We start from the raw sequence: 15,285 nt of genomic DNA, 5'->3' as shown, positions 1-15,285 counted from the left end.
TTCAGGTGACACATCTTTTTGCATTTATAAAACCTATATGTTTCATGCAGTTAGAAAAAATACGCCACTGGAAACGACATTGATTTACTGATCCCTACAGCGATCACTTACATGACGAGTGAGCAAATGCTTACACGCGATGCTACGAGGGTGGAGAAATAAATACTTCGCAGGGGAGCAGGCTATGGGGTTGGGATTGAGGACACCTTCGCGGGGCAAGCCCGCTCCTACAGGTTTCGCGTCCAGCCCGCAAAAGCAGCGTGGGAGCGGGCTTGCCCCGCGATGGCGTCAGATCAGCCAATCTAAAACGCAAACGCCCCGAACAAGTCGGGGCGTTTGCCTGGTGCACGTCAGTGACTACTGGAACAGCGACTCGCTGGACAGGCCATTCTTCTCGAGAATCTCGCGCAGGCGCTTGAGGCCTTCGACCTGGATCTGCCGCACGCGCTCGCGGGTCAGGCCGATCTCCAGGCCGACATCCTCGAGGGTGCTGCTTTCATGCCCGCGCAGGCCGAAACGCCGCACTACCACCTCGCGCTGCTTGTCGGTCAGCTCGCCCAGCCACTGGTCGATGCTCTGCGACAGGTCGTCATCCTGCAGCAATTCGCACGGATCGGTGGGGCGATCGTCGGTGAGCGTGTCGAGCAGCGTCTTGTCGGAGTCAGGGCCGAGCGAGACATCCACCGAGGATACCCGCTCGTTCAGGCCGAGCATGCGCTTGACCTCGGCCACCGGTTTCTCCAGCAGGCTGGCGATTTCTTCCGGCGATGGCTCGTGGTCGAGTTTCTGCGTCAGCTCGCGGGCAGCGCGCAGGTAGACGTTGAGCTCCTTGACCACGTGGATGGGTAGGCGGATGGTGCGCGTCTGGTTCATGATCGCCCGTTCGATGGTCTGGCGGATCCACCAGGTCGCGTAGGTCGAGAAGCGGAAGCCCCGCTCGGGGTCGAATTTCTCCACCGCACGGATCAGGCCCAGGTTGCCTTCCTCGATCAGGTCGAGCAACGACAGGCCACGATTGACGTAACGGCGGGCGATCTTGACCACCAGGCGCAGGTTGCTTTCGATCATGCGCTTGCGACCAGCCGGGTCGCCTTTTTGCGACAGGCGCGCGAAATGCACTTCTTCCTCTGGCGAAAGCAGGGGCGAGAAGCCGATTTCATTCAGATAGAGTTGAGTGGCATCAAGTGCGCGACTGTAGTCGATGTACTTGTGCTGCTTGAGCGACGCGCCCTGTTTCGACTTGGTCCGAACCGAAGGTACAGCAGGTTCGTCTGACACCACATCCGTTTCCAAAACGATGCCAGTCTCCATGAGAAGGAGGTCATCGTCGATGTCAAACTCCGGCACTTCTTTACTGAGAGCCATTGTTATAGTCCTTTGCTGAGTTCGAACTCAGACTCGAGCGTCACCCTTCCATGGCAGCGCTGGAGCCTGTCCCCTCTACATCCAAGGAACAGGCCGGGACAATGATCAACGGCGTGGCAGGAACTGGAGAGGATCGACGGGTTTGCCCTGGCGGCGAATCTCGAAATGCAGCTTCACCCGATCAGTGCCCGTGGACCCCATTTCTGCGATCGTCTGCCCTGCCTTGACCTGCTGCCCCTCCCGAACCAAAAGCCTGCGGTTGTGACCGTAGGCACTGACGTAGGTATCGCTGTGTTTGATGATGATGAGCTCGCCATAGCCCCTCAAGCCACTGCCGGCGTAGACCACCGCTCCATCAGACGCAGCAAAAACAGGCTGTCCCAAATCACCGGCGATATCAATGCCTTTATTCAAACTACCGTTTGAAGCGAATTTACCAATCAGCACGCCGCTCGCCGGCCATGTCCAACCGCCGACGGCGCGCTCTGCGGCGGGCACCTGGGCAACCGTTTGCGAGGTGGTGGAAGGGGCAGTAGTGGCACTTTTGCCATTACCGGTCGCCGGCGCGGTGGTCGCAACCGGTCGGCGGATGACGGTGGTCTTGCTCGACGAAGAAGGGCTGCTGACGACCGTGGTGCTCCCCCCCGCGCCACTGCTGAAACGAATCGGCTGACCTGGGCGAATGGTGTAGGGAGCGGGAATGTTGTTGCGCGCCGCCAGCTCCTTGTAGTCCCAGCCATAGCGGAAGGCGATGGAGAACAATGTGTCACCGGGTTTGACGATGTACTGCCCCGAGGTAACGGTCGGGCGCTTGGGCGCGGCGTTGTTGCGATCAACCACGCGGGCGCCGTTGGAGCTGGTGCTGGAACAGCCAGCCAGCAGGGTCCCCATGGCCAGCGCAATCACCAGAAGCTTCAATACCGACCGATCCTTGCGCTGCCGCATGCCTGTGTGACCCACCCGCGCTCCCCTCATGCTGTCAAATAATGACGATACAAAATGCAATATTGTTTCAATTATAACCGAGCCACCCTGCCAGGGGTGACTCGCAATTGGCCTGATTGGTGTACGAAAAACGCCACGCCAGATAGACAGGGGCCAGGCGCAAGAATTCGTCGCCGGCGCAAATATTCCGTTGCGCCGCTCAGGCCAGCGGGCCGTTGAGCAGGGGCACGAAGCGCACGGCCCCGAGCACCCGGCGCGAGAAGCCATGTTCCTCACGCACGATCAGCATCAGTTGCTGGGTCTCCCCCGCCGGCCCGACCGGGATCACCATGCGCCCGCCCGGCGCCAACTGGTCGAGCAGTGCCTGGGGCACCTCCGGGGCGACCGCGGTAACGATGATGCCGTTGTAAGGCGCCAGCGCCGGCCAACCTTCGCAGCCGTCGCCCCAGCGGAACACCACGTTGCGCAGGTTGAGCTCGACCAGGCGCTCCTTGGCCCGGTCCTGCAGGACCTTGATCCGCTCCACCGAAAACACCCGTTCCACCAGCTGGGCCAGGATCGCCGTCTGATAGCCCGAGCCGGTGCCGATCTCCAGCACCTTGTCCAGGGGCCCGGCCTCCAGCAACAGCTCGCTCATGTGAGCGACCATGAACGGCTGGGAGATCGTCTGGTTGTGGCCGATCGGCAGCGCCGTGTCCTCGTAGGCACGATGGGCCAGGGCTTCATCGACGAACAGGTGGCGCGGGGTGCGGCGAATGGCCTCGAGTACCTTGGCGTTCGACACGCCTTCTTCGTAGAGGCGCTGGATCAGCCGCTCCCGGGTACGCTGGGAAGTCATGCCGATGCCGCGACGCTGCAGATCGTCCTGTTCACGCATCAGAGCAGGCCCTCCAGCCAGCCGTCGAGGCGCTCGAAGGCATCGTTGAAGGTGCGGTCCAGCTGCAACGGCGTGATCGACACGTAGCCTTGCATCACCGCATGGAAATCGGTGCCCGGCCCGCCGTCCTCGGCATCGCCGGCCACGGCAATCCAGTAGCCTTCCTTGCCCCGCGGGTTGACCACCTTGGTCGGCGCCGCAGCACGCGCCCGGTGCCCCAGGCGGGTAAGCTGGATGCCACGGATGTGCTCCAGCGGCAGGTTGGGGATGTTGACGTTGAGCACGGTACGCGGCGGCAGCTCCAGGCGTGACTGCGCCTCGACCAGACGCCGGGCGATATAGGCAGCGGTCGGCAGGTTGTCGGGCAGGCGCGACAAGAGCGAAAAGGCCAGCGAGGTGCCGCCGAGGAAGCGCCCTTCCAGCGCGGCGGCGACCGTGCCGGAATACAGCACGTCATCCCCCAGGTTGGCGCCCAGGTTGATGCCGGACACCACCATGTCGGGGGTGTCCGGCAACAGGCCGTTGAGCCCCAGGTGCACGCAGTCGGTGGGCGTGCCGTTGAGGCTGATGAAGCCGTTGGCCAGGGTCTGCGGGTGCAGCGGCCGGTCAAGCGTCAGCGAACTGCTGGCGCCGCTCTTGTCTTGATCCGGGGCAATCACCACGCACTCGGCGTAATCCGCCAGCGCTTCATGCAGCGCGGCGATGCCGGGTGCGGTAACACCGTCGTCATTCGAAATCAGAATACGCATGGGCTGTCCGTCTGCCCTGCCGGCACCAGATCGACGAGTTCGCGCACCACCACGGTGGCGAAGCATCCGGCCGGAAGGACGAATTCCAGTTGCAGGATATCAGGCTCGGGATAATGCCACGACAGACGCCCAATAGGGAGCCGCAGGATGCGCCGTTCGTGATCCATGCCCGCTCGCGCCAGCCATTGGCACAACGCCGGATGGCGGGCGGCGGCTTCGCTCTCGAGCGCCTGGGTCGCGCCAGCGCACGGCGATTGCCCCTCGCCCCACAGCGGGCCGGTGGGGTGCAGGTCGAGAATGGCCAGGCGCGGATCGCTGCACTCGGCCTCCTCCGCCGGGAAGAAACTGCGGCTGTCGGTGAACGCGAGCAGGTCGCCGACCTGGGCACGCTGCCAACTGCCGTCGGCCACCCGGGCGGCCAGCACCTGGTTGAACAGGTAACTGCGCCCGGCCGACAACAGCCGCGAGCGCACGTTGCGCTGCTCGGGCAATGCCTGGCGTGCGGCCCAGTCCTGGGCGTCGTGCACGTTGCCGCCGGCATGACCGAAACGCTGGGTGCCGAAGTAATTGGGCACACCCTGCTGCTTGAGTTGCTCCAGGCGGGCATCGAGGGCGGGGCGGTCGGCCTGCAGCGCGGTCAGGCGCAAGGTGAAACCATTGGCCGAGTGTGCGCCACGCTGCAGCTTGCGCTGGTGGCGCACCTGCTTGAGCACCCGTAGGGTGTCGTCCTCGGCGCGGGATAGATCAGGGTCGGCCTTGCCCGGCAGGTGCAGGCTGAACCACTGGCGGGTCAGGGCCTGGCGATCCTTGAGGCCGGCATAGCTGATGGCGCGCACTGGCACGCCGGCGGCGCGGGCCAGGCGGCGGGCCGCCTCCTCGGTGTTGAGGTCGCGCTTCTCGACCCACAGCCACAGGTGCTCGCCCTGGCCGGACAGCGGGATATCGAGGACTTCATCAACCTGGAAGTCTTCGGCCACCGCCTTGAGCACTGCGGTGCCCAATGCATCGCCCGAGGCCCGAGGGCCCAGCAGTTCCAGTTCGGTCATGCTGGCAGCAGTAGGGCGACCGCATGCACGGCGATGCCCTCCTCGCGGCCGGTGAAGCCCAGCTTTTCTTCGGTGGTGGCCTTGACGTTGACCTGGTCGAGCTCGACCTGCAGGTCTGCGGCGATCTGCTGGCGCATGGTCTCGATATGCGGGGCCATCTTCGGCGCCTGGGCGACGATGGTGGCGTCGACATTGCCGACCTTCCAGCCCTTGTCGCGCACGACGGCGACCACATGACGCAACAGCACGCGACTGTCGGCGCCCTTGAACTGGGGGTCGGTATCGGGGAAATGCTTGCCGATGTCGCCCAGCGCCGCAGCGCCGAGCAGGGCATCGCTCAGGGCGTGCAGCAGCACGTCACCGTCGGAGTGGGCCAGCAGGCCGAACTTGTGGGGGATACGCACCCCGCCCAAGGTAATGAAATCACCGTCGCAGAAACGGTGGACATCGTAGCCGTGGCCAATACGCATAGAAAAACGCCCTGATTGAGTCAGGGCGTGATTCTACCTGCTTTTGAGGTATTGGGGCTGCTTCGCAGCCCATCGCCGGCAAGCCGGCTCCCACAGAAATTGCAGGCGCTGTCAGACCCTGCCCAGCGCCACCGCATGATGACGCAGGTGTTCCTCGATGAAGCTGGCGATGAAGTAGTAGCTATGGTCATAGCCCGGCTGCAGGCGCAGGGTCAGCGCATGCTCCCCCTTGCGCGCCGCCTGCTCCAGCGCTTGCGGCTTGAGCTGCTTGTCGAGGAAGTCATCGCGATCGCCCTGGTCCACCAGCAACGGCGGGCACTCCCCTGCCTCGGCCAGCAGCACGCTGGCGTCCCACTCCCGCCAACACGCACGGTCCTCCCCCAGGTAGCGGGAAAACGCCTTCTCGCCCCAGGGGCAATCCATCGGGTTGCTGATCGGCGAGAACGCCGACACCGAACGATAGCGCCCGGGGTTGCGCAGGGCGCAGACCAGCGCGCCGTGTCCGCCCATCGAGTGACCACTGATGCTGCGCTGGTCGGACGCCGGGAAGTGCGCCTCGATCAGGGCCGGCAACTCCTGCACCACGTAGTCGTGCATCCGGTAATGCTGGGCCCACGGCTGCTGGGTGGCATTGAGGTAGAACCCCGCGCCCAGGCCGAAGTCCCAGGCCCCATCCGGATCGCCCGGCACCTGCTCGCCACGCGGGCTGGTGTCCGGGGCGACAATGATCAGCCCGAGCTCCGCGGCCAGGCGCTGGGCACCGGCCTTCTGCATGAAGTTCTCGTCGGTGCAGGTCAGGCCGCTGAGCCAGTACAGCACCGGCAGCTTCTCGCCCTGCTCGGCCTGGGGCGGCAGGTAGACGGCGAACACCATGTCGCAGCCGAGCACCTTGGAAGTGTGCCGGTAACGCTTGTGCCAGCCGCCGAAGCTCTTCTGGCAGGAGAGGTTTTCCAGGGTCATGGCGAGGCCCTCAGAAGTGGATCACGCTGCGGATGCTCTTGCCTTCGTGCATCAGGTCGAAGGCCTTGTTGATGTCTTCCAGGCCCATGGTGTGGGTGATGAAGGTGTCCAGCGGGATCTCGCCCTTCTCGGACATCTCGACGTAGCTCGGCAGCTCGCTGCGGCCACGCACGCCGCCGAAGGCCGACCCGCGCCAGACGCGACCGGTGACCAACTGGAACGGACGGGTAGCGATTTCCTGGCCAGCACCGGCCACGCCGATGATCACCGACTCGCCCCAGCCCTTGTGGCAGCACTCCAGCGCCGCACGCATCAGTTGCACGTTGCCGATGCACTCGAAGGAGAAATCGACCCCGCCGTCAGTGAGGTCGACGATCACTTCCTGGATCGGGCGATCGTAGTCTTTCGGGTTGACGCAGTCGGTGGCGCCCAGTTGGCGGGCGATCTCGAACTTGGCCGGGTTGATGTCGATGGCGATGATGCGCGAAGCCTTGGCCTTGACCGCGCCGATCACTGCCGACAGGCCGATGCCGCCGAGGCCGAAGATGGCCACCGTGTCACCCGGCTTGACCTTGGCGGTGTTGAGTACCGCGCCGATACCGGTGGTCACGCCGCAACCGAGCAGGCAGACCTTCTCCAGCGGGGCTTCCTTCTGGATCTTGGCCACCGAGATTTCCGGCAGCACGGTGTACTCGGAGAAGGTCGAGGTGCCCATGTAGTGGAACAGCTGCTGGCCCTTGTAGCTGAAGCGAGTGGTGCCGTCGGGCATCAGGCCCTTGCCCTGGGTGGCGCGAATGGCCTGGCACAGGTTGGTCTTGCCCGACAGGCAGAATTTGCACTTGCCGCATTCCGGGGTATACAGCGGGATCACATGGTCGCCGACCGCCACCGAGGTGACGCCCTCGCCCACCGCCTCGACGATCGCCCCGCCTTCGTGGCCGAGGATCGACGGGAAGATACCCTCCGGATCGGCGCCGGACAGAGTGTAGGCGTCAGTGTGGCAGACACCCGAGGCAACAACGCGCAGCAGCACTTCGCCGGCCTTGGGCATGGCCACATCCACCTCGACGATTTCCAGGGGTTTCTTGGCCTCGAAGGCAACGGCAGCGCGGGACTTGATCATCAAAGGTCTCCAGAAAGGTGTCGATTACTGGCTGCCAGTGTAATTCACCATGTTTTGATGAATAATCCAGCCACTAACAAAACATTATTGCCACACAGGGATAATCCATGAACAGTCGCTGGGAGGGTATCGACGAGTTTGTCGCGGTGGCAGAATCGGGTCAGTTCACCGCCGCCGCCGAACGCCTTGGGGTGTCGTCCTCGCACATCAGTCGGCAGATCGCCCGCCTGGAGGAACGCCTGCAGACGCGTCTTCTGTACCGCAGCACCCGGCGGGTGACCCTGAGCGAAGCCGGGCAGACCTTTCTCCAGCACTGCCAGCGCCTGCAGGATGGCCGCGAGGAGGCGCTGCGGGCCATGGGCGACCTGGCCAGCGAGCCCAAGGGCCTGCTGCGCATGACCTGCGCGGTGGCCTATGGCGAACGCTTCATCGTGCCGCTAGTGACGCGCTTCATGGCGCAGTACCCACAGTTGCGGGTCGAAGTGGAACTGAGCAACCGTACCCTCGACCTGTTGCACGAAGGCATGGACCTGGCGATTCGCCTGGGGCGTTTGCAGGACTCACGGCTGGTAGCCACGCGCCTGGCGCCGCGACGCATGTACCTGTGCGCGTCGCCGGCCTACCTGGAGCGCTATGGACGGCCACACAGCCTGTCGGAGCTGGCGCGGCACAACTGCCTGGTCGGCAGTTCGGACCAGTGGGCGCTGCAACAGGAGGGTCGCGAAATCAGCCAGCGGGTGCTGGGCAACTGGCGCTGCAACAGCGGCCAGGCGGTGCTGGATGCAGCCCTGCAAGGCATGGGGCTGTGCCAGTTGCCGGACTACTACGTGCTCGAGCATTTGCACAGCGGGGCGCTGGTGTCGTTGCTGGAGGGGCATCAGCCGCCGAATACGGCAGTGTGGGCGCTGTATCCGCAGCAGCGGCATCTGTCGCCAAAGGTGCGCAGGTTGGTCGACTACCTGAAGGAAGGGTTGGCGCAGTTGCCGGAGTATCGCACCTCTCCCCTGTAGGAGCGGGCTTGCCCCGCGAAGCAGGCGCCGCGTCGCATGGCACCGGCTTTGCCAGTGTTCGCGGGACAAGCCCGCTCCTACAGGGACAGTGCCAGGTCGGCGCTCAGCGGCGCCCGGCCCAGCGCTGGCGCAGCCACTCCAGGTCTTCCGGGCGGGTCACCTTGATGTTGTCGCTGCGCCCTTCGACCAGGCGCGGCGCATAGCCGGCCCATTCGATGGCGGACGACTCGTCGGTGACCGCCACATCGGACACCAGGCACTCGGCCATCGCCCGATGCAGCATGCCGAGACGGAACATCTGCGGGGTATAGGCCTGCCAGACAGTACTGCGATCAACCGTGGCCGCCACCCTGCCCTCGCCATCGGCACGCTTTAGGGTGTCCCGGGCGGGAACGGCGAGCAATCCACCGACGGGATCTTCAGCCAGGGCTGACAGCAACTTGTCCAGATCGCTACGCGCCAGGTTCGGCCGCGCGGCGTCGTGCACCAGTACCCAGTCGTCATCCGACGCGCCCTGGGCATGCAGCAGCAACAGTGCGTTGAGCACCGAGTCGGCGCGCTCGCTACCGCCCGGGGCGCGCTGGATGCGCGGATCGGTGGCGCAGCGCAGGCCGGGCCAGTAAGGGTCTTGTTCAGCAATGCTGACCACCACGCCCTTGAGCATGGGATGGTCGAGGAAACAGTCGAGGCTATGCTCGAGAATCGTCTGCCCGCCCAATTGCAGATACTGCTTGGGACGGTCGGCAGCCATGCGGGCACCGACGCCCGCGGCAGGAATCACAGCCCAGAAGGCCGGCAGTTGGTTTGTCATTTCTGCGGCAGCTGGTAGAGGGTTTCACCCTCCTTGACCATCCCCAGTTCATGACGAGCCCGTTCTTCCACGGTCTCCATACCTTTCTTCAACTCCAGGACTTCAGCGTCGAGCACGCGATTGCGCTCCAGCAGGCGCTCGTTTTCCGCATGCTGGTCGGCGATCTGCTGCTTGAGTTCGGTCACTTGCGCCAGGCTGCCATTACCTACCCAAAGGCGATATTGCAGGCCGCCGAGCAGCAGGAGCAGGACGAGGAACAACCAATAGGGACTGCGCATGAAGATATCCAGGGTAAAAAAGGCCGCCGCAGCGAGCTTCCGATAGCACGAAGCCTGGCCGAGGCCAGGCTTCGTCGACAGAAACCCGTGGAGACAACCGAACGATCAGTACGAACGTTCAGTCGGCCCCGGCTGCTGCCTTTTTACCATCTCTTGCTCAGCCGCGAAACTCGGCACGGCCGCGATATACAGCCTTGGCGCCCAGTTGCTCTTCGATGCGCAGCAGTTGGTTGTACTTGCTGACGCGGTCGGAACGGCACAGCGAACCGGTCTTGATCTGGCCGGCGGCAGTGCCCACGGCCAGATCGGCGATGGTCGAGTCTTCGGTTTCACCGGAACGGTGCGAGATCACCGCGGTGTAGCCGGCGGCCTTGGCCATCTGGATGGCTTCCAGGGTCTCGGTCAGCGAGCCGATCTGGTTGAACTTGATCAGGATCGAGTTGCCGATGCCCTTCTCGATGCCTTCCTTGAGGATCTTGGTGTTGGTCACGAACAGGTCGTCGCCGACCAGTTGCACCTTGGCACCGATCTTGTCGGTCAGGATCTTCCAGCCGGCCCAGTCGGACTCGTCCAGGCCGTCTTCGATCGAGATGATCGGGAAGCGCTCGGTCAGGCCCTTCAGGTAGTCGGCGAAGCCTTCGGCGTCGAACGACTTGCCTTCACCGGACAGGTTGTACTTGCCGTCTTCATAGAACTCGGAAGCCGCGCAGTCCAGGGCCAGGGTCACGTCGGTACCCAGCTTGTAGCCGGCCTTCTCGACGGCTTCGGCAATGGCTGCCAGGGCGTCTTCGTTGGACGCCAGGTTCGGCGCGAAGCCACCTTCGTCACCGACGGCGGTGTTCAGGCCACGGGCCTTCAGCACGGCCTTGAGGTGGTGGAAGATCTCGGTGCCCATGCGCAGGCCATCGGAGAAGGTCTTGGCGCCAACCGGCTGCACCATGAACTCCTGGATGTCGACGTTGTTGTCGGCGTGCTCGCCGCCGTTGATGATGTTCATCATCGGCACCGGCATGGAGTACTGGCCCGGGGTGCCATTGAGGTTGGCGATGTGGGCGTACAGTGGCAGGTCCAGGTCCTGGGCGGCGGCCTTGGCGGCGGCCAGGGACACGGCCAGGATCGCGTTGGCGCCCAGCTTGGCCTTGTTCTCGGTACCGTCCAGCTCGATCATGGCGCGGTCCAGGGCTTTCTGGTCGGCCGGGTCCTTGCCCAGCAGCAGGTCGCGGATCGGACCGTTGATGTTGCCGACGGCCTTCAGCACGCCCTTGCCCAGGTAACGGCTCTTGTCGCCATCACGCAGCTCCAGCGCTTCGCGCGAGCCAGTGGAGGCACCCGACGGCGCGCAGGCGCTGCCGATGATGCCGTTGTCGAGCAGTACATCGGCTTCCACGGTGGGGTTGCCACGCGAATCGAGAACTTCACGACCTTTGATGTCGACGATCTTTGCCATTGTTGTAAGCACTCCAGAATTGACGAAAACAACGCAGCTTTGGGAATTCTTGCCGTTCACCAGGCGACATGGCACGGGCAGGCCTGGCGAAGGGAGCCCCTGACCGAAAGGTCAGGGGTGGAACGGGCGGTACTTTACCCGAGAAACGAGCTTTACGCGGTTTCTACCGTCGGAAAACTTTTCACCAGGTCGTCCAGTTGCTTGAGCTGGGCCAGGAACGGCTCCAGCTTGTCCAGGCGCAGGGCGCACGGACCGTCGCACTTGGCGTTGTCCGGATCCGGATGGGCCTCGAGGAACAGGCCTGCCAGGCCCTGGCTCATACCGGCCTTGGCCAGGTCGGTGACCTGGGCGCGACGGCCGCCGGCAGAGTCGGCGCGACCACCCGGGGTCTGCAGCGAGTGGGTCACGTCGAAGAACACCGGGTACTCGAACGCTTTCATGATGCCGAAGCCGAGCATGTCCACGACCAGGTTGTTGTAGCCGAAGCTCGAGCCGCGCTCACAGAGGATGAGCTGGTCGTTGCCGGCCTCGACGCACTTGGCGAGGATGTGCTTCATCTCGTGGGGCGCAAGGAATTGCGCCTTCTTGATGTTGATCACGGCACCGGTCTTGGCCATTGCCACGACCAGGTCGGTCTGACGCGACAGGAAGGCCGGCAGCTGGATGATGTCGCAGACCTTGGCCACCGGCTCGCACTGGTAGGGCTCGTGCACGTCGGTGATCACCGGCACATTGAAGGTCTGCTTGATCTCTTCGAAGATCTTCAGGCCTTCTTCCATGCCGGGGCCACGGTACGAGTTGACCGACGAACGGTTGGCCTTGTCGAAGCTGGCCTTGAACACGTACGGGATGCCGAGCTTCTCGGTCACCCGCACGTACTCCTCGCAGACCTTCAGGGCCAGGTCACGGGACTCCAGGACGTTCATGCCGCCGAACAGGACGAACGGCTTGTCGTTGGCGATCTCGATGTTACCGACGCGAATGATCTTCTGAGTCATGGATCAGGCCTTGTTCTTCTGTGCCAGGGCCGCCTTGACGAAGCCGCTGAACAGCGGGTGGCCGTCACGCGGGGTCGAGGTGAATTCCGGGTGGAACTGGCAGGCGACGAACCATGGGTGCTCCTTGGACTCGACCACTTCGACCAGCGCGCCGTCTTCGGAACGGCCGGAAACCACCAGGCCGGCATCGACCAGCTGCGGCAGCAGGACGTTGTTGACTTCGTAGCGGTGACGGTGACGCTCGGTGATCACGTCCTTGCCGTAGCAGTCGTGGACCTTGGAGCCGGACGCCAGCTGGCAGTCCTGCGCGCCCAGGCGCATGGTGCCGCCCAGGTCGGAGGCTTCGGTACGGGTCTCGACCGCGCCGGTGGCATCGGCCCACTCGGTGATCAGGCCGACGACCGGGTGCCCGCTGTTGCGGTCGAACTCGGTGGAGTTGGCGTCTTTCCAGCCCATCACGTTACGGGCGAACTCGATCACGGCCACCTGCATGCCCAGGCAGATGCCCAGGTACGGAACCTTGTTCTCACGGGCGTACTGCACCGCGGTAATCTTGCCTTCTACGCCACGCAGGCCGAAACCGCCCGGGACCAGGATGGCATCGGCGCCTTCGAGCAGGCTGGTGCCCTGGTTCTCGATGTCTTCGGAGTCGATGTAGCGCAGGTTGACCTTGGTGCGGTTGGTGATGCCGGCGTGGCTCATCGCTTCGATCAGCGACTTGTACGCGTCCAGCAGCTCCATGTACTTGCCGACCATGGCGATGGTCACTTCCTGCTCAGGGTTGAGCTTGGCGTCGACGACCTTGTCCCACTCGGACAGGTCGGCGCTGTTGCACTGCAAGCCGAAGCGCTCGACGACGAAGTCGTCCAGGCCTTGTGCGTGCAGCACGCCAGGGATCTTGTAGATGGTGTCGACGTCTTCCAGCGAGATCACCGCACGCTCTTCGACGTTGGTGAACAGCGCGATCTTGCGACGCGACGAGGCATCGACCGGGTGGTCGGAGCGGCAGATCAGCACGTCGGGCTGCAGGCCGATGGAGCGCAGCTCCTTCACCGAGTGCTGGGTCGGCTTGGTCTTGGTCTCGCCGGCGGTGGCGATGTACGGGACCAGGGTCAGGTGCATCAGCATGGCGCGCTTGGAGCCCACTTCGACGCGCAGCTGGCGGATCGCCTCGAGGAACGGTTGCGACTCGATGTCGCCCACGGTGCCGCCGATTTCGACCAGCGCGACGTCGGCATCGCCGGCGCCCTTGATGATGCGGCGCTTGATCTCGTCGGTGATGTGCGGGATGACCTGGATGGTCGCGCCCAGGTAATCACCACGGCGCTCTTTACGCAGCACGTGCTCGTAGATACGACCGGTGGTGAAGTTGTTGTTCTGGGTCATCGTGGTGCGGATGAACCGCTCGTAGTGGCCAAGATCAAGGTCGGTCTCGGCGCCGTCGTGGGTGACAAACACCTCACCGTGCTGGAACGGGCTCATGGTGCCCGGGTCGACGTTGATGTACGGGTCCAGCTTGAGCATGGTGACCTTGAGCCCCCGCGCTTCCAGGATGGCCGCCAGGGAAGCCGAGGCAATGCCTTTCCCCAATGAAGAAACAACACCGCCCGTGACGAATATGTAGCGCGTCATGAAAAACCCTAGAAGTCTGCGTTAAGGCGGCATGGGCCGCCGGAGAAAGCGAAGGAAGGCCGAAGCCCCCGATCACCTGCGTCAATCACAGTGCATCTCGAAAAACTGCCGCGTCTGTACAGACCAGGGGTATCCCCGGCATGGAGCTCGCTCGTCATTTTAAGAAATCAGCCCAGCAAAAAACTGCTTGGTAATCGGCAACTCCTGTGTTTTTGCGCAACCCACAGAAGTTGTATCAAGAAGGGAGGGTAGTCTACCGGAATGTACCCTTCAGCTCAAACCTTGCACGCTCGTCGGCGGCAGCCAGTGCAACTGGCAATCCGCCTGCGCCAGCTCGGGCAGGTTGGCCACCGCTAGCAACTGCTCGCCACGATACAGCAGCGGCAGGCGCGGGCGCACGAACTGCGGGACCTGCAGCTCGTTGAGCAGGCGCTTGAGATCGCGCCGGCCGCGGCCGGGCGGTTGCATGACCTCGCCGCCCTGGCGGTAGCGGATATGCAGGCCTTCACCTGGCAGGCCCGACATCAGGCGAACGCTGCCATTACCCGGCAGGCGCAACGGTTTCCCGCTGTCCAGCCAGGGGTAATCGCCCGACACCGCAGCCAGCCAATCGCCACTCAGCCACCAGATACGTCCATGGCTGCGATGTAGTTCGCCGTCGGTCAGACGCCAGACCGGGCAGGCATCGGCCGCCGCGTCGCGCAGGTCGTTCCAGCCGACCCAGTGGCGGCTGTCGGGCAGGCGGGTGCGTTGGCTGAGCCAGAACTGCAAGGCATTGCGCTGGCGCGCTGGGGACAGTGCGGTGAGCGCCTCGAGGCTGAGTGAATCCAACCCCAGCCAGTGCAGCGGCGCATTGTCGCAGGCACTCGCCAGGTCGCTATCGGCCAGCTCGTCCAGCAGGCCCAGTGCCTCGCCCAGGTGTTCGGCGCTGCGTGCCAAATTGGCTTCGGCCTGTGGCCAGCGCTGGCGCAGGATTGGGAAGACCTCGCCGCGCAGGAAGTTGCGGGCAAAGGCCGTATCGCTATTGGAAGGGTCGTCGACCCATACCAGCCCGTGCATGTCGGCGTAGGTCTGCAACTGTTGGCGCGACAGCCCCAGCAATGGCCGCACCAGGCTGCCCTGCCCTAGCGGCCGCTGTTGCGGCATGGCGGACAACCCACGCAAGCCGGCGCCGCGCAGCAAGCGAAACAGCAGGGTTTCGGCCTGATCGTCACGGTGCTGCCCGGTGAACAGCACCTCGCCCGCGCCAAGCCGCGCTTCGAAGGCGCCGTAGCGGGCATTGCGGGCCGCTTGTTCGAGGCTGGCGCCGGGGGCGATCTGGACAGGGATCACGTCGAGTTCGACACCCAGGGCGGCGCACACCGCTCGGCAGTGATCGGGCCAGGCATCGGCGGCGGCTTGCAGGCCGTGATGGACATGGATGGCGCGCAAGGAAGGCGCGGGGTGGTTGCGGGTGTAGTCGGCGAGCTGGTGCAGGAGGACGGTGGAGTCCAGGCCGCCGGAGAAGGCGACGTACCAGGTGGGGGCGTTGAGCCAGAGGGTGAGGTTGAGCATCAGGGCCTCACAGGGCTTGA

Annotated in this window: 15 protein-coding genes; 1 reads left to right on the top strand and 14 read right to left on the bottom strand. The window is 64.1% G+C overall.

The window, feature by feature from the left end:
- Window positions 1-357: 357 nt before the first annotated feature.
- From rpoS to DMX06_RS16245, 8 genes are all read right to left on the bottom strand, one after another.
- On the bottom strand, window positions 358-1,365 hold the full coding sequence (gene rpoS, locus DMX06_RS16280; protein ID WP_011535249.1) for an RNA polymerase sigma factor RpoS: 1,008 nt from the start codon (window positions 1,363-1,365) through the stop codon (window positions 358-360).
- Between the two features lie 105 nt (window positions 1,366-1,470).
- Window positions 1,471-2,325, bottom strand: coding sequence for a peptidoglycan DD-metalloendopeptidase family protein (locus DMX06_RS16275; protein WP_110738416.1), 855 nt, complete (start codon window positions 2,323-2,325; stop codon window positions 1,471-1,473).
- Window positions 2,326-2,509: 184 nt separating this feature from the next.
- Complete coding sequence (locus tag DMX06_RS16270; RefSeq protein WP_162175259.1) at window positions 2,510-3,148, bottom strand: protein-L-isoaspartate(D-aspartate) O-methyltransferase; 639 nt, start codon at window positions 3,146-3,148, stop codon at window positions 2,510-2,512.
- Between the two features lie 38 nt (window positions 3,149-3,186).
- Entirely contained in the window at window positions 3,187-3,936 is a 750-nt protein-coding gene (gene surE, locus DMX06_RS16265) for a 5'/3'-nucleotidase SurE (protein ID WP_110738415.1), read from the bottom strand.
- Window positions 3,924-4,982 (bottom strand): tRNA pseudouridine(13) synthase TruD, encoded by a 1,059-nt coding sequence (truD, locus tag DMX06_RS16260; RefSeq protein ID WP_110738414.1) that lies wholly within the window; start codon window positions 4,980-4,982, stop codon window positions 3,924-3,926. Before truD ends, surE begins: the two co-directional genes overlap by 13 nt.
- Window positions 4,979-5,452 carry a 2-C-methyl-D-erythritol 2,4-cyclodiphosphate synthase gene (gene ispF, locus DMX06_RS16255; RefSeq protein WP_028690655.1) on the bottom strand — a complete coding sequence of 158 codons (474 nt, stop codon included), beginning with the start codon at window positions 5,450-5,452 and terminating at the stop codon, window positions 4,979-4,981. The genes truD and ispF overlap by 4 nt, the downstream gene beginning before the upstream one ends.
- A gap of 111 nt (window positions 5,453-5,563) precedes the next feature.
- Window positions 5,564-6,412: an S-formylglutathione hydrolase gene (gene fghA / locus DMX06_RS16250; RefSeq protein WP_110738413.1), complete on the bottom strand. Its 849-nt coding sequence runs from the start codon at window positions 6,410-6,412 to the stop codon at window positions 5,564-5,566.
- A 10-nt stretch (window positions 6,413-6,422) separates the two neighbouring features.
- Window positions 6,423-7,535, bottom strand: coding sequence for an S-(hydroxymethyl)glutathione dehydrogenase/class III alcohol dehydrogenase (locus tag DMX06_RS16245; RefSeq protein ID WP_012270857.1), 1,113 nt, complete (start codon window positions 7,533-7,535; stop codon window positions 6,423-6,425).
- Window positions 7,536-7,642: 107 nt separating this feature from the next.
- Here DMX06_RS16245 and DMX06_RS16240 point away from each other — a divergent pair, with 107 nt between their 5' ends.
- Window positions 7,643-8,545 carry a LysR substrate-binding domain-containing protein gene (locus DMX06_RS16240; protein ID WP_110738412.1) on the top strand — a complete coding sequence of 301 codons (903 nt, stop codon included), beginning with the start codon at window positions 7,643-7,645 and terminating at the stop codon, window positions 8,543-8,545.
- A 103-nt stretch (window positions 8,546-8,648) separates the two neighbouring features.
- Here DMX06_RS16240 and ispD read toward each other — a convergent pair whose 3' ends face one another.
- The 6 genes from ispD to tilS form a co-directional block, all read right to left on the bottom strand.
- Complete coding sequence (ispD, locus tag DMX06_RS16235; protein WP_110738411.1) at window positions 8,649-9,356, bottom strand: 2-C-methyl-D-erythritol 4-phosphate cytidylyltransferase; 708 nt, start codon at window positions 9,354-9,356, stop codon at window positions 8,649-8,651.
- Window positions 9,353-9,634 (bottom strand): cell division protein FtsB, encoded by a 282-nt coding sequence (gene ftsB / locus DMX06_RS16230; protein WP_011535259.1) that lies wholly within the window; start codon window positions 9,632-9,634, stop codon window positions 9,353-9,355. Before ftsB ends, ispD begins: the two co-directional genes overlap by 4 nt.
- 157 nt (window positions 9,635-9,791) lie before the next feature.
- Entirely contained in the window at window positions 9,792-11,081 is a 1,290-nt protein-coding gene (gene eno / locus DMX06_RS16225; protein WP_050704422.1) for a phosphopyruvate hydratase, read from the bottom strand.
- Between the two features lie 152 nt (window positions 11,082-11,233).
- Window positions 11,234-12,079: a 3-deoxy-8-phosphooctulonate synthase gene (kdsA, locus tag DMX06_RS16220; protein ID WP_110738410.1), complete on the bottom strand. Its 846-nt coding sequence runs from the start codon at window positions 12,077-12,079 to the stop codon at window positions 11,234-11,236.
- A 3-nt stretch (window positions 12,080-12,082) separates the two neighbouring features.
- Entirely contained in the window at window positions 12,083-13,711 is a 1,629-nt protein-coding gene (locus tag DMX06_RS16215) for a CTP synthase (protein ID WP_110738409.1), read from the bottom strand.
- Window positions 13,712-13,981: 270 nt separating this feature from the next.
- On the bottom strand, window positions 13,982-15,265 hold the full coding sequence (gene tilS / locus DMX06_RS16210) for a tRNA lysidine(34) synthetase TilS (RefSeq protein ID WP_110738408.1): 1,284 nt from the start codon (window positions 15,263-15,265) through the stop codon (window positions 13,982-13,984).
- Window positions 15,266-15,285: the final 20 nt, after the last annotated feature.

This window comes from Pseudomonas mosselii (assembly GCF_003205295.1).
In the GTDB taxonomy this organism is placed as follows: domain Bacteria; phylum Pseudomonadota; class Gammaproteobacteria; order Pseudomonadales; family Pseudomonadaceae; genus Aquipseudomonas; species Aquipseudomonas mosselii_B.
The sequence above is the reverse complement of the archived record's forward strand: the minus strand, read 5'-3'. Positions and strand labels throughout refer to the sequence as shown.

Excerpts from the sequence above, each read along its gene's own strand:
- rpoS (WP_011535249.1), bottom strand. The coding sequence starts at position 1,365 with ATGGCTCTCAGTAAAGAAGTGCCGGAGTTTGACATCGACGATGACCTC.
- DMX06_RS16270 (WP_162175259.1), bottom strand. The coding sequence starts at position 3,148 with ATGACTTCCCAGCGTACCCGGGAGCGGCTGATCCAGCGCCTCTACGAA.
- surE (WP_110738415.1), bottom strand. The coding sequence starts at position 3,936 with ATGCGTATTCTGATTTCGAATGACGACGGTGTTACCGCACCCGGCATC.
- truD (WP_110738414.1), bottom strand. The coding sequence starts at position 4,982 with ATGACCGAACTGGAACTGCTGGGCCCTCGGGCCTCGGGCGATGCATTG.
- ispF (WP_028690655.1), bottom strand. The coding sequence starts at position 5,452 with ATGCGTATTGGCCACGGCTACGATGTCCACCGTTTCTGCGACGGTGAT.
- fghA (WP_110738413.1), bottom strand. The coding sequence starts at position 6,412 with ATGACCCTGGAAAACCTCTCCTGCCAGAAGAGCTTCGGCGGCTGGCAC.
- DMX06_RS16245 (WP_012270857.1), bottom strand. The coding sequence starts at position 7,535 with ATGATCAAGTCCCGCGCTGCCGTTGCCTTCGAGGCCAAGAAACCCCTG.
- DMX06_RS16240 (WP_110738412.1), top strand. The coding sequence starts at position 7,643 with ATGAACAGTCGCTGGGAGGGTATCGACGAGTTTGTCGCGGTGGCAGAA.
- ispD (WP_110738411.1), bottom strand. The coding sequence starts at position 9,356 with ATGACAAACCAACTGCCGGCCTTCTGGGCTGTGATTCCTGCCGCGGGC.
- ftsB (WP_011535259.1), bottom strand. The coding sequence starts at position 9,634 with ATGCGCAGTCCCTATTGGTTGTTCCTCGTCCTGCTCCTGCTGCTCGGC.
- eno (WP_050704422.1), bottom strand. The coding sequence starts at position 11,081 with ATGGCAAAGATCGTCGACATCAAAGGTCGTGAAGTTCTCGATTCGCGT.
- kdsA (WP_110738410.1), bottom strand. The coding sequence starts at position 12,079 with ATGACTCAGAAGATCATTCGCGTCGGTAACATCGAGATCGCCAACGAC.
- DMX06_RS16215 (WP_110738409.1), bottom strand. The coding sequence starts at position 13,711 with ATGACGCGCTACATATTCGTCACGGGCGGTGTTGTTTCTTCATTGGGG.
- tilS (WP_110738408.1), bottom strand. The coding sequence starts at position 15,265 with ATGCTCAACCTCACCCTCTGGCTCAACGCCCCCACCTGGTACGTCGCC.